Source organism: Yoonia sediminilitoris, from assembly GCF_003058085.1.
GTDB classification, from domain to species: domain Bacteria; phylum Pseudomonadota; class Alphaproteobacteria; order Rhodobacterales; family Rhodobacteraceae; genus Yoonia; species Yoonia sediminilitoris.
Window position 1 is genome coordinate 85,928 of the sequence record NZ_QBUD01000001.1, and the last position, 13,419, is coordinate 99,346.

Below are 13,419 nucleotides of genomic sequence, written 5' to 3' on the forward strand. Positions count from 1 at the left end.
CTACATCAGGTTGAGTGCTTGCCACAGCGGGATGCTGGCAAAGACAGCCCCACAGCGCAGCAAAAGAAAAAGGATATTGCACAGGATGATCGTGCGTATCCTGTAGTCGGTGCCATCCCCGTCCAGCATGGTGACGGTTTGCGAAAAGACGCCATGCTGGTACGGCCAGATAAATCCTTCAGACACGGTCAGGATCACAAACCCGAGCACCCAGGGCGAGATACCCAATGTGTCCGCAAATGGCAGAATTGCACTTGTCATGATGATAAAGGCAGGCGCACCTGGCACCGCCAGACGTACCAGAAAGACGATGCCAATCAGATATGCCATGCCCAGATAGAGGCTGCCTTTGATGAGGTCCGGCAGCGCTTTTAGCTGGTTTTCTAGAAGGCCGCTCAACCCCAGATGGTCCAGCATCGGCCCCCAGGCCACGACCGTCGCGATAAAGATCAGCGTCGGCCAATCCAGTTTCTGCCGCAGGGTCGCAAGCGACAGGCCGCCCGCAAAAAAGACAAGCATGGCCAAGGCAAGGATGATCCATTGCAGCTGGATCTGGTGGATGCTGCGCGTGAGGATTGCCAGCATCATGAAGGCGTAAAGCCCGAGTGTCATCCAGTCAAAAAGCGGGTTCGTCTCGACCGGGCTTGCGACGGTTTGGGCTGGTATGGCGCTGTCTTTGGATCTTTTGGCAATGAACACGACAGCCACGACGAGCCCCAGTGAAAAGACAAGCCCCGCCATGCTGGCCGCCTGTAACCAGCCCAGCCAGCCAAACCTGTCGCGGATTTGTTCGCTCAGCATACCAATCAGGATGAAATTCAGCGGATTGCCCGTCAGGATCACTGTCGATACCAGCGTTGTCGCATGCACATGGATCAGCGCGATAAAGCTGTTTGACTGTACGCGCTGTGGCTTGAAAAACCGTTGCACAAGCGGCTGCACCATGCTCGCCCGCCCCAACGGAGAGGGCACCACCAGCGTCAGTAACACGCCTGCGGCGATAACAGCGAAAAGTCGCGTCAGCAAAGACGCCTGCTTGCGCAGCAACAGCTGTTCAAGCCGCGCCAGCCACGATGTTTCTGATAGCAACGCGGCCAGAATGAAAATCCCGAAAACCAGAAAAAAGATGTTCGAATAAAACCCGCTGAACGCCACTTGCTGTGGCACCAGATCAAGCAGTGTGGCAAACAGGATCAACGCAAGGCCGGGCACAAAGTCTGGCATCAGCCGAAATATCCACATCAGGATCGCGGCCAGTGCTAGCGTGACAAACAGCCCTTGCTCAGCGGACAACCCGTCGCCCAACTGCGCATAAAAACCCCACGGCAAAGCGACGACCAGAGTCCAAGCGGCGAACTCTTTGAAACTTTTGTCTTCAGGGGCGGACGCTGTCGAAGAGAGTGTATTCGACAAAACAGAATCCAATCAGTTTCGTCCACGATATACAACCATGGCATGTTTTCAAGATGTTGCTTAACGCGGCGTTAACTTTGGTCTGGGGTCAGCCGAGTGCGGCCATGATCCCGCGCAATTCGGCAAGGCCGCGCATCCGCCCGATGAGCGGGTAGCCCGGCATGGATTTGCGAGGCAGATCATCCAGCAATTCATGGCCATGGTCGGGGCGCATCGGGATAATCGCATCGGGACGCCCTCGCGTGCGGCGTTCCGCTTCCTGCTCCAGCAGCGCGCGCACCACGGCGACCATGTCTGTGTCGCCTTCCAGATGCGCATCTTCAAAAAAGCTGTATTTCTCGGCAACTGGGGGGCCTGTGCGGGAGGTGTTACGTAAATGGGCAAAATGAATGCGATGCCCCCAATTTTCTATGAAGCGGACAAAATCGACATCTTTTGCCACGCCCATTGATCCGGTGCACAGGGTAATCCCGTTTGCAGGACTGTCTACAGCCCGCATGATCTGTGCGAAATCATCCGGGCTGGACATGATCCGTGGCAACCCCATCAGCGAAAAAGGCGGATCATCGGGGTGGCAGCATAACCGCAGGCCCATTTGTTCGGCTGTCGGCACCACAGCGCGCAGAAACGCAATCAGGTTGGCGCGCAACTGTGTGGTATCTATGTCCGCATAGGTCTGCAAGAGCCGCTTGATATCATCCAGTGACCAGCCGTCATTAGCGCCGGGAAGCCCGGCCACGATATTATGCTGAAGTTCGTCACAGTCTGCTTGGGTCATGCCGCTGTAGCGCGCTGTGACCTGTGTCAGAAAATCCGGTGGATAGTCACCTGCCGCACCCGCCCGTGCCAGAATATGCATGTCAAAAACCGCGAAATCGACCAGATCAAACCGCATCGCAGTACCGCCGCTTGGCAGCGGGGCGCGCAATTCGGTGCGCGTCCAATCCAGCACTGGCATGAAGTTGTAGCAGATCACCTGCAAGCCCGCAGCGGCCAGATTTTGCAGGCTGGTGATGTAGTTGGCGATATGCAGATCCCAGTCGGGACCTTTGGTTTTCAGCGTTTCCGAGACTGGCAGGCTTTCCACGACTTCCCAAGCGATACCACTTGGGCGGCCATCGGGCAGGGTGGCGACCTGTTGTTGGCGCTTTGCGATTTCGTCAGAGGTCCAGATATCACCCGTGGGAACATGGTGCAGCGCAGAGACGACGCCTTCGACGCCGATCTGGCGCAGGTCACTGATCTGCACAGTATCGTGCGGCCCGAACCAGCGCCAAGTTTGCCGCATTATGCCCTTCTCCGCAGGCTTTTGCCGGTTTCGGTGTCGAAAATCTGTAGATGCGTGCGGTGAATGGTAACCCCGACTTCGGTGCCTAACGTGATGTCGGTCTGTCCGCCCAGATGCACGGTGATCGCTTCGTCTTTGAGGGTCTTGGCGTAGATAAAACTTTCACCGCCAAGCTGCTCTGTCCCGTGTACCTTGACTTTGAAATCAGGTTTGTCCTGCGACACGCTCAGGTGGTTGGGGCGAAACCCGATGGTGACCTTGGCGTTGGCGGGTACGTCAAAATCGGAGGTGTGAAAGGCGATCCGCTCACCGTTGTCGGTGATGAATTCGATGTCGCTGGCCGACACTTCACCGGCACGCCCCGCCACAAAATTCATCCGCGGGGAGCCAATAAAGCCAGCCACAAAGATGTTGTTGGGATGGTTGTAGATGTCGAGCGGACGACCGAATTGTTCGACCTGCCCCAGACGCAAGACCGCGATCTTGTCCGCCATTGTCATCGCCTCGACCTGATCGTGGGTTACGTAGATCATGGTGTTTTGCAGGTCGTGGTGCAGTTTGGCAATCTCGCGGCGCATTTCGACGCGCAGTTCCGCATCAAGATTTGACAGCGGTTCGTCAAACAAGAAAACGGCTGGTTCGCGCACGACGGCGCGGCCAATCGCCACCCGTTGCCGCTGCCCGCCTGACAGGGCCTTGGGTTTGCGATCAAGCAGTTCCTCGATTTGCAGCATCTTGGACACTTTGGCGACCTTGGTTTTGATCTCGGCCTTTGATGTGCGCATGTTTTCCAGACCGAATGTCAGGTTCTGGCGCACCGACATATGCGGGTAAAGCGCGTAGGACTGAAAGACCATGGCCAGTCCGCGATCTGCCGCAGGCACATCATTCACGACCGCCCCACCGATGGAAATCGTGCCATCGGTGATGCTTTCAAGCCCTGATATCATCCGCAAAAGGGTGGATTTGCCGCAGCCGGACGGGCCGACGAACACGCAGAAATCCCCCTGTTCGATCTCCATATTGACGCCTTTGATGACCTCAAGCTCACCATAGGCTTTTTTGACGTTTTTCAGAACAAGATGCGACATGACGACCCCTTATTTCCCGCCGGTCGAGGCGATGCCGGTGGCAATATATTTCTGCAAGAACACAAAGACGCAGGCGATGGGCAAAAGCACCAGCATGGTCATAGCCAAAAGGTTGGACCATTGCGTATTGAGTTCGCCTTGGAACGAATTCAGCGCCAGTTGCAGCGTGAAATTATCGGTGCTGGTCAGCACGATCAGCGGCCACAGGAAGTCATTCCAGCGCCACATGATCGCAAGGATCGCAAGCACCGCGATGGCGGGCGCCGACAGGGGCACGATGATGCGCCAGAAGATCTTCCATTCGCTGGCCTTGTCCATGCGGGCGGCGTCCAGAATTTCATCGGGGATCGTCAGCATATATTGGCGCAGCAGGAATACGCCCGTGGGCGTGGCCGCACCGGGAATAATCACCCCCCACAGGCTGTCCGCCATGTTGAGTTCCTTGGTAATCAGGAACAGCGGTACCAGCACAACCGTCTGCGGTATCATCAGCGTGCCGATCACCAGCCCCAACACGACCATGCGCCCTTTGAACTGATATTTCGACAGCGCAAAGGCGGCCATGGCATTGACCGTCAACATTATGATCGTGGCAACAGAGGTGATAAACACCGAATTCCAGAAGAATTTGAGAAAATTGAAGCGCGCGAATAACTCGCTGTAATTCTCGGTTGCCAGCGCGAAATGCTCGACCGCTTGGCGATCATCGATATTGACGTTCAAACGCTCGGTCGGGTTGGTAGGGTCAACCATCTGTGCGTTCAGCCCGATCCGCCTGATCTGGGCAAGCGTGCGGCCCGCATAGTCGCCGCCGGTGATCTGATAAAGTGGAAGCGGGTCGTCATAGCCTTCGACTTCAACCGTCTCCTGCGCCATCGGCAGGATACGCGGTGGGAAACGCTCAAGCTCTGCGTCGGTTTTGAACGATGACAGGCCCAGCCAGATGACCGGCAGGAACATAAGCAAGACACCCAGCAGCAGATAGCCATAGGTTAGCCAGTCGGTCCAGTGTAGCTTTCCATTGCCGCGGGTCCGGGTCAGAAACGACATCACTTTAGCCATCGACGTTTTTCCTGTTCAGCCAGAGTTGAATTACCGTCAGCACCACCAGCACAAAGGCCAGAAGCAAGGACGCCGCCGCCGCAGGCCCGAACAGGCGCGGGGCACCGGCAAAGCCTGTCTCGTACACATATTGGATAATCAGGGTTGTGGCAGAGCCGGGTCCACCACCGGTAAAGGCGTAGACCTCTTCGAAGGTCTGCACGCCCTTGATGGTCGCCAGCACCAGCACCACCAGCATGGTTGGCATCAGCAGGGGCAGTGTGATCCGGCGGAACGCCCGCCAAGGGGATGCACGGTCCATCATCGCGGCCTCGTAGACATCCCGCGGGATCGCCTGTAATCCGGCCAGCAGGATCAGGGTATAGAACCCCATATGCGCCCAGATCGACAAAAACACGCTCCACCCGAATGCCCAGTCGCGGTCTAGTAGCCAGTTGAAGGTTTCCAGTCCCAGACCATCAAGCCATGCGTTCAGGATGCCTTCGCGTTGCAAAATCCATTTCCAGATCAGGGCCACAACAACTGGTGACAAAAGGACGGGGAAAAAGAACACGGCCCGAAAGAACCCGCGTGCGCGGATGTCGCGATTCAGGATCAAGGCAGTGATCAGCGCAAAGCCGACCATCAGCCCAACCTGCAAAGTGGTAAACCAGACAGTGTTCCACACCGCCCGCCAAAATAAATCATCCTTGCACGAATTGGGGTCAAGGTAGCTTTCGCAGGCCATCAGATCGGTGAAGTTCTGCATGCCGACATAGGGGCGGTCGGACAGCAAAATGCCGTCTGACCCGGTCAGCGCATAGGCGACATTCACCAGAATGGGCAGGAATGCAAACAGCCCGAACAGGACAAGGTTGGGGAATAGAAACAGCCAAGCGGGGTTTTTCAGACGCAGCGCAGTCTGAAGGAATTTCATAGGCACTTCGATCACGCGCATGATCGGCTCAAGGATCATCAGCATCGGCAATTCCCCCCCCGGTGAAAACAGGCCTGCCGGTTGCCCGGCAGGCCTTGTGACTTAGTTGGCTTCTGCCAGTGCAGTTTCCAGATCAGCCGCGGCACGCGCCATGGCGTCTTCCACGGAGAGTTCGCCGACGATGGCTTGGGTCACACGCTCGACCGTGATGTTGAACATCGCGCGGTTGTTTTTGTAGCCCTGATACTGGAACGCAACCGGAGAGACCTTGGCCACCTGTGCCGCCCATGCATTCAGCGCATTTGCAGCACCCTCGGACGCGCCGGGGTATTCAACACCCTTGGACGCTACGCCCAAGTGGGCAGGGATGTTCTTGGTCTTTGCGGTCATCTCTGCATAGTTTTCTTCCTGTGCGAGATAATCGATGGCCTTTGCCACAAGCTCCGGATGCTCGGTCCCTTCGAAACCGACGATCCCTGCGCCGCCCGGCATGCCTGAACAACCACCGGAGCCGCAAGGCGAGCCGACGACAACCCAGTCGAATGCGTCACCGATGTTGTCATCCATCTTGGCCACGTTCCAGCTGCCCGAGTAGTAGTAGACCAGTTCACCATTGATGAATTCCTGCGCGGCATCCTGATAGCTTGACCCTCCAGAGCCCGCCCAGACGTCGCGCGCCATGGTGCCGTCATTGTGCCAGTCCACGAATTTCTGCACGTAGGCGGTGAAGCCTTCGTCAACCAGTTTGCCTTCGCCATTTGCATCAAACAGTTTGGCACCATAGGAAATTGCAGGGCCGGCGATGCGGTGGCCGGAACGGTCCATCGCCATCGGGAAATCGGTGCCGGTTGCTTCGGCAACAGCGCGGGTGGCTGCGGCCCAGTCATCCCATGTGGCGTCCCCGCCGGGCATCTCGATACCCGCCTGATCAAACAGGGTCTTGTTGGCGTAGCCACCAGTGATGGTCAACTGCGAGTGCAGGCCGTAGATGCCATTGTCGTCCGCACCCTTGCGATACCAGTCAAGGGTGCCGCCAAAGCTGTCTTCCCAATATTGCGCATCCACATAGGGCGACAGATCAAGGTAATATTGGCTGAGCCCGCCAAGGTCAGTCACCTTGGCCATATCGGGGCCAGTGCCTGCGGCAAGCTGCACAGGCAGGCTTTCCAGAATGGCCTTGTATGGCACTTCATCCACAACGACGGTCACGCCGGGGTTTTCCGCCTCGAACCTGTCGAAAATCTCGCGGGCGGTGGCGCATTCGGTCCCGTCGGACGAGCACATATAGGTGATTTCCTGCGCAGCAAGGCCGCTGCCAAGCAGGGCAAACCCTGCTGTCGCCATCGCCGTTGTCAGCTTTGTTGTGGTGAAAGACATTTTGTTCCTCCCAGTTGTCTTTGTGCGTTTTTGGTAAATTGTACCATGATTGATCTATATCAAAAAAGCGAGTCCCTATGGCTGCCAGCCTGCATAAAGATCGCATGTTGCGTCCAGCGGCAAATTCACCACCGCGCCGTTGCGGCTTGCCTGATAGATTGCTGAAACCAATTCCAGTGAACGCCGTCCATCCATCGCCACAACCGCATCGCCGCTGCCGGTTTGCAGCGATAGGCTTAGCGCCTTGAAAAAGCCTGTGAATCCAACCGGACTTTGCGGTTGCTGTGCCAGAAATGCGTCCATGGTGGCCTGATCGCTGTTGCGGGCTGTAAAGGTCCAGTTGCCATCTGCCGGGGCATAGGGAAGCAAGTCACTTTCTGCGGTCAGATTTTCAAAACAGAACCGAAAGCGGCTGGTGTCGGTGGCCGCTCCAAGCGTGATTGAACTTGTGGCCAGTGCGCCTGATTCCATCTCAAAGCTGATTGCGGCGCAGTCCTCGACCTCGATGTTGTTGACCCGCGTGGCGGTGAATGCAGACAGCCGCCTGACCGGCCCAAGAATGGCGCACAGCAGATCGTGGTTGTGGATCGCGTGCCCCAGAACGGCGCCGCCTTGTTCGCCTTTCCATGTCCCCCGCCAAGGGTTGTTGTAATAATCCGTATCCCGCCGCCAGTGCGTTTCAATCGTAGCGACAAGCGGTTTACCCGCGAACCCTGCGTCGATCAGCGCCCGCAGTTTGGCGATTTCTGGGCCATAGCGATATTGAAAGACCGGGGTCAGCACGCGGCCATGCGTCTTTGCCGCAACGATCAACGCGTCTGCATCCTGCAAGGAACTGACCAGCGGCTTTTCACATACCACATGTTTGCCCGCCGCAAGCGCCCGCATGGACATATCGAAATGCAGATGGGGGGGCAGGCATATGTCGATCAGGTCGATATCATCGCGGCCCAGAATGGCCTCGAAATCGGACGTGACCTGCGTGGTTCGGGGGTCGGCACCTTCGGTGATGATGATCTCCTGTGCCCGCGCCTGATCCAGATCGCAAATGATCTTGACTGTGTAATCCGCCGGAAGCTTGAGGTAGGCGCGCAGATGTTCGCGCCCGATCCCGGCCCCGATCAGGGCGACATGGATCATGTTTCACCCTCGGCTTTGGCCTGCGCCTGCAATGCCAACTCCATCACCTTGAAGCAATGGGCCTGCGGCATGGCCGTTTCGGTCCGGTTCTGGATATCCGCCAGAAGGCGGGCAAAATAGGGATAGCCTGCATCCGATGCATCCATATGTTCGCATCGCTCACCCGTCACCAGATACAGATGGTCGGTGCCAGTATCGCGGGCGACATCCACATATTTGCGCAACTCGATATAGCCATCCGTCCCCAATATCGTCAGCCGCCCGTCGCCCCATGTCGGGAGCCCGTCTGGCGTGTACCAGTCCACGCGGATATAACCGTGGCCCTGATCGCTTTTGAGCGACAACTCTCCGAAGTCCTGAAGGCCGGGATCGTTCGGGTTGGCGTAATTGGCCACATTCGCCATTGTAACCTGCGCATCGCTGGACCCGGTGAAAAACAGGAACTGGTCAATCTGGTGCGACGCAATATCGGTCAGGATGCCGCCATAACTTTGCCTGTCAAAGAACCAGTCAGGGCGTGTCGGCCGGTTCAGCCTGTGCGGTCCCATACCGATGGTCTGAACGACCTTGCCAATGGCACCTTCCTGTACCAGTTCGGCAGCCTTGGTGACGCAGGCAACTTCGAACCGTTCGGAAAAATTGACCGACCAAATGCGCCCGGTTTCTGCGACGCAAGCCTTGATTGCGTCAAGTTGGGCCAATGTGGTGCAGCCCGGTTTGTCGGTCATGACGTCCTTGCCATGGGTCATCGCCGCGATCGCCAGATCAGCCCGCGCCGACGGGACGGCGGCGATCAGGATCAAATCGATGCTTTCATCTTCAAGCAGTGCCGCATGGTCGGCCACGCGCGGCACACCGGGAAAGCGTTTGTCAAACCCGTCCAATTTGCCGGGGTCGCCTTCGGTCCAATAGCCTGCGAATTCGGCGCCCACTTCCATCATGTGACCCGCCATTCCGTAGATATGGCGATGGTCAAGGCCAAGAGCGGCAAATCGAATGGGCATGGTCAATCTTTCAAGTCAGGCACCGATATGGCGCGTTTGAGGTCAGAGGATTGGAGCAGGGCGGTGATCAGCCCATGCACGTGCAGGGCGTCACGGCCGGTTACAGCGGGCGCTGTCCTGGTGCGCAGGCTATCTGCGAAATCCGCGATCACGTCGCGATGCCACGCATGGGTAAAGGCCATCGGATCCGCTCCACCCCCGGTGGCGGTGCTTTCACCGCGCAACTCGGTGCGGCCATCGCGCCATTTCAGCCGTAATTCGCCTGATTGCAGGGTGGCCACGCACTGTTCGAAATGCAGCGTGATGCTTTCGGCGGCGCCCGGAAAGAGCGCGGTTGAGGCGATCAGCGATCCGGCGGCTCCATTCGCAAACCGCAGGCCCGCTGTGACGTAATCCTCGGCCTCCATCTCGTGCAGTATTGTGGTGTGGGCCATCGTCTGGACCTCGGCGACTGGCCCGGTGAGGGACAGCATCAGATCCAATGAATGGATCGCCTGACTGATCAGGACCCCGCCACCATCGCGCGCGTAGGTGCCGCGCCCCGGCTCATCATAATAGGACTGTTCGCGCCACCACGGCACGATGACTTCAGCAATGGCCAACGCCCCCAGATCACCGCCCGCAACCAGAGCCGCCATGTCGCGGCTGGCCTGTCGCATCCGATGTTGAAAGACGACCCCCAAAGGTACGCCTGCATTTTCACAAGTCTCGACAATATGCGTGGCCGCCTCCAGATCGCGTTCAATTGGTTTTTCCAGCAAGATGGCCTTGCCTGCGGCCGCAAGGCGCGACACGATCTCGGTTCGGGCGTTGGGCGGTGTCAGCACGATGACCCAGTCAATCGTGTTATCAGCACAAATTGCGTCAATCGACGGGTATGTCGCAACGGGGTAGCCACAGTCGGCCGTGGCCTTGGCGGCAAGGGTAGCGGCGTTTTCAGCGGTCCGGCTAAAGACGCCACCGAGCCGGACTTTCTCTTGGAGATCGGCTAAGGCCAGCACATGTGTCTTTGCCACCATGCCCGCGCCAATGATTGCCACAGTGCTGATTGGCTGCGCTGACATCTCGTCCCCCCACCGGTGCTGTAAAAATCGCTTGCGCCGACTATTGCAACGGACTGCGGGGCGCACAAGCGGCTTGCGCTTGTCTGGCCCTAGGTTTTGCCAAGGATCAAATCCGATGCTTTTTCACCAATCATGATCGCGGGGGCATTGGTATTGCCGGATACGATTTCAGGCATGATCGAACAGTCCGCCACCCGCAGCCCGGCGATACCGTGCACACGCAACTGGTCGTCAACAACGGCCCCCTTGTCCTGCCCCATCTTGCAAGTGCCGGTAGGATGATAGATGGACGCCGTGTTGTTGCGCGCCCAATCCAGCGTGGCGTCATAGTCATTCATGTCGAGATCCTTATGTGGGCGGAACTCTTCTGATATCTTTGAGGTCAGGGGGGCGTGCCGGGCAATCGTGCGCGCAATGTTCACGCCCGCTACGATGGTCCGGCAGTCAGTTTCCGTGGACAGATAATTCGGAATGATCTTTGGGTATTTTAGCGGGTCATTGCCTTGCAGCCGGATTTCGCCCCTGCTTTCAGGGCGCAACTGACACACCGACATTGTAAACGCGGAAAACTTGTCGGCACCCTTGCCGGGATTTTCCGCAGACAGGGGCTGCACGTGGAACTGAATGTCGGGAGTTTCCAAGTCGTCGCTAGTTTTCATGAAGCCCGTGGCCAGACTGGCGGCCATGGTCATCGGGCCTGCACGGAACATCAGGTATTTCAGCCCGATTTTGGCCTGACCGAACAGCGAACTGACCTCGTCATTCAGGGTCGGTTCATTGCATTTGTAGACCAGACGGGCTTGCAGGTGGTCCTGCATGTTCTTGCCGACACCGGGTAGGTCTTGAATGACGTCGATCCCGTTTTCGGATAGCTGATCCGCTTCACCGATACCGGATAGCATCAGAATCTGGGGTGAGTTAATGGCCCCGCCGGACAGGATGATTTCCTTGCGGGCCGTGATTGTTTGTGTGCTCCCACTGCGGTCACGGTAGGTGACTGCTGTGGCACGCTTGCCCTCGATCACCACTTTTTCGACCTGCGCATGGGTGATGATTTGCAGGTTCTGACGTGATTTCACTGGGTTCAGATAGGCAACCGCCGCGCTGCACCGCCTGCCGTTGCGCGAGGTCAGCTGAAAGAAACCGACGCCTTCCTGTTCGGCGCCGTTGTAGTCGGGGTTGAACTTGTATCCAGCCGCCTGCGCCGACGCGACCCATGCATCGGTAATAGGGCGCTGGATGCGCATGTTTGACACTGAAAGCGGACCCTGATTGCCGTGATATTCATCCGCCCCGCGTTCATTATTCTCGGCGCGCTTGAACAGGGGCAGCACATCGTCCCAGCCCCATCCCTTGTTGCCCATTTGGCGCCAGCGGTCATAATCCTGCGGCTGGCCCCGGACATAAAGCAACCCGTTCAACGACGATGAGCCACCAAGCACTTTGCCCCGTGGCCACTCGATCGAGCGGCCGTTGAGACCGGGATCAGGCTCGGTCTTGTAGCACCAGTCAACGGCGGGATTATGAATTGTCTTGAAATAACCAACCGGAATGTGGATCCATGGGTTCAGGTCCCGTCCACCAGCCTCGAGCAGTACGACCTTGTTCGACGGATCCGCACTCAGGCGGTTGGCAAGAACACAGCCCGCTGACCCTGCTCCGACAACGATAAAATCTGCGTCCACGTTATATTCCCCCGCTTGCGAAAAAAAATCTAGCCAGATGTAAATTACTATACTAGTGTTTTTTGAAACTAAAAGTCTCATTAATTGACAAAAGGGAGAGAGTGTCATGGGAGTTGGAGATAACCTGAAGAACATTTCGCGGAGGGACCTGTTCAAGGTGGCGGGCACCTACGGGATGAGTTCCACGCTGATGGCAGCGGGGACATTCGGGGGCGCAATGAGCCTTGCGAATTTGGCATCTGCGGCGGAATCAACCTACGAAAAACGCTTTGCAAAGCCAGCAAAATATACGCTGAAGTTCGGTGCTTCGGGCTTTAACGCGCGCAACCTGCTGATCGAGCGTGCGGGCGCGCTGGAATTTGCACGCGATCTGGAAAGCCGCACCGACGGTGAGATTCGCATCGAATTCATTGGTGACAACCAGATTTGCGGCCAGACGTCCTGCGTTGAGAAAACGCAGCAGGGGATCGTTGATATTTATGCGGCCTCCACCCAGAACTCTGCCGGTGGCGCACCTTACCTGAACGTGTTGGACTATGCCTATATGTTCCGCAACCGTGCGGACCAGTACCACTTCCTTTATTCACCCGCATCCATGCGTCTGCTGCGTGAGCCTTATGAAAAGCGCCATGGTCTGAAGTTCCTGTTCAGCCACGCCGAACTGCGGGGCATCCAGTTGGGTCTGAACTTTGAAGACAAGCCAACAGTGACCTCGGTCGATGAACTCGCAGGCACAAAGAACCGCGTGACCGGTACGCAACTTGGCCGGATCGCCATGGAAGCGCTGAACCTAAACCCGGTTCCGGTTGCATGGGAAGAAACACTTGATGGTCTCAAGCAGGGTCTGATCGACGGTGCGGAAACATGGGCGTCTGCGGTTGCATATGCCAACATGGCGCCGGTTGTGTCCCAGTCAGTTCACCTGAACTTCTTCTGCGGCACCGAGCATACAGCAATGTCAGCGTCCGTGTTTGATGGGCTTGAAGGTGAATTGCAGGATGCGGTTATGGAATCATCCTATCTGGCACAGGTCCACGTGCAGGCGGCAAACGAAGTTGCTTTGATCAACACAGTCGGCCAGTCTGATCCGCAACTGCCGGGTACAATTTTCGCACAGAACAACGTGCGCAATGCGTTCCTGTCGGACGCTGAAATCAAGAAAGCCGAAGAAATGTGCTCGCCTGAGTATCAGCCACAATTGTGGGAGCAGTGGCGCGAGCGTCTGAACGGCTGGTCCGGCGGTCTGGATACCTATCAGGAAATCTATGACGAAGTGCGCACAATTGATGCGAACACCTTGCCGGAAAATGTTGAGCCACGCCGTTGGTGGAAGGCATAATTGCCAAGGCTTGAAAAATAAGGCGGGCCGGCGGGGGAGA

11 protein-coding genes are annotated in these 13,419 nt (G+C 57.2%); 1 reads left to right on the forward strand and 10 read right to left on the reverse strand.

All coding sequences use genetic code 11. The annotated features are described in order from the left end of the window. The 10 genes from C8N45_RS00420 to C8N45_RS00465 all read right to left on the reverse strand — a co-directional run bounded on the left by C8N45_RS00420 (position 1) and on the right by C8N45_RS00465 (position 12,040). Positions 1-1,413, reverse strand: coding sequence for an SLC13 family permease (locus C8N45_RS00420; RefSeq protein WP_168769369.1), 1,413 nt, complete (start codon positions 1,411-1,413; stop codon positions 1-3). An 88-nt stretch (positions 1,414-1,501) separates the two neighbouring features. Continuing rightward, complete coding sequence (gene uxuA / locus C8N45_RS00425; protein WP_108384225.1) at positions 1,502-2,701, reverse strand: mannonate dehydratase; 1,200 nt, start codon at positions 2,699-2,701, stop codon at positions 1,502-1,504. Beyond that, positions 2,701-3,792: an ABC transporter ATP-binding protein gene (locus C8N45_RS00430; RefSeq protein ID WP_108384227.1), complete on the reverse strand. Its 1,092-nt coding sequence runs from the start codon at positions 3,790-3,792 to the stop codon at positions 2,701-2,703. The genes uxuA and C8N45_RS00430 overlap by 1 nt, the downstream gene beginning before the upstream one ends. 9 nt (positions 3,793-3,801) lie before the next feature. Then, positions 3,802-4,854 carry a carbohydrate ABC transporter permease gene (locus C8N45_RS00435; RefSeq protein ID WP_108384229.1) on the reverse strand — a complete coding sequence of 351 codons (1,053 nt, stop codon included), beginning with the start codon at positions 4,852-4,854 and terminating at the stop codon, positions 3,802-3,804. Continuing rightward, positions 4,847-5,815: a carbohydrate ABC transporter permease gene (locus C8N45_RS00440; RefSeq protein WP_108384231.1), complete on the reverse strand. Its 969-nt coding sequence runs from the start codon at positions 5,813-5,815 to the stop codon at positions 4,847-4,849. The genes C8N45_RS00435 and C8N45_RS00440 overlap by 8 nt, the downstream gene beginning before the upstream one ends. 57 nt (positions 5,816-5,872) lie before the next feature. After that, the gene (locus C8N45_RS00445) at positions 5,873-7,147 is read right to left on the reverse strand and encodes an ABC transporter substrate-binding protein (RefSeq protein ID WP_108384232.1); all 1,275 of its coding nucleotides are present in this window, start codon (positions 7,145-7,147) and stop codon (positions 5,873-5,875) included. Positions 7,148-7,222: 75 nt separating this feature from the next. Then, the gene (locus C8N45_RS00450) at positions 7,223-8,287 is read right to left on the reverse strand and encodes a Gfo/Idh/MocA family protein (protein ID WP_108384234.1); all 1,065 of its coding nucleotides are present in this window, start codon (positions 8,285-8,287) and stop codon (positions 7,223-7,225) included. Then, positions 8,284-9,291: a Gfo/Idh/MocA family protein gene (locus C8N45_RS00455; RefSeq protein WP_168769370.1), complete on the reverse strand. Its 1,008-nt coding sequence runs from the start codon at positions 9,289-9,291 to the stop codon at positions 8,284-8,286. Before C8N45_RS00455 ends, C8N45_RS00450 begins: the two co-directional genes overlap by 4 nt. Positions 9,292-9,293: 2 nt before the next feature. Next, positions 9,294-10,355: a Gfo/Idh/MocA family protein gene (locus tag C8N45_RS00460; protein WP_108384237.1), complete on the reverse strand. Its 1,062-nt coding sequence runs from the start codon at positions 10,353-10,355 to the stop codon at positions 9,294-9,296. Positions 10,356-10,444: 89 nt separating this feature from the next. After that, positions 10,445-12,040: a GMC family oxidoreductase gene (locus C8N45_RS00465; protein WP_220270416.1), complete on the reverse strand. Its 1,596-nt coding sequence runs from the start codon at positions 12,038-12,040 to the stop codon at positions 10,445-10,447. Positions 12,041-12,146: 106 nt separating this feature from the next. On the opposite strand from C8N45_RS00465, the gene C8N45_RS00470 reads away from it, so the two are divergent. After that, a complete protein-coding gene (locus C8N45_RS00470; protein WP_108384241.1) occupies positions 12,147-13,379 on the forward strand; it encodes a TRAP transporter substrate-binding protein in 1,233 nt (410 codons plus the stop codon). The last annotated feature ends 40 nt before the right edge of the window (positions 13,380-13,419 follow it).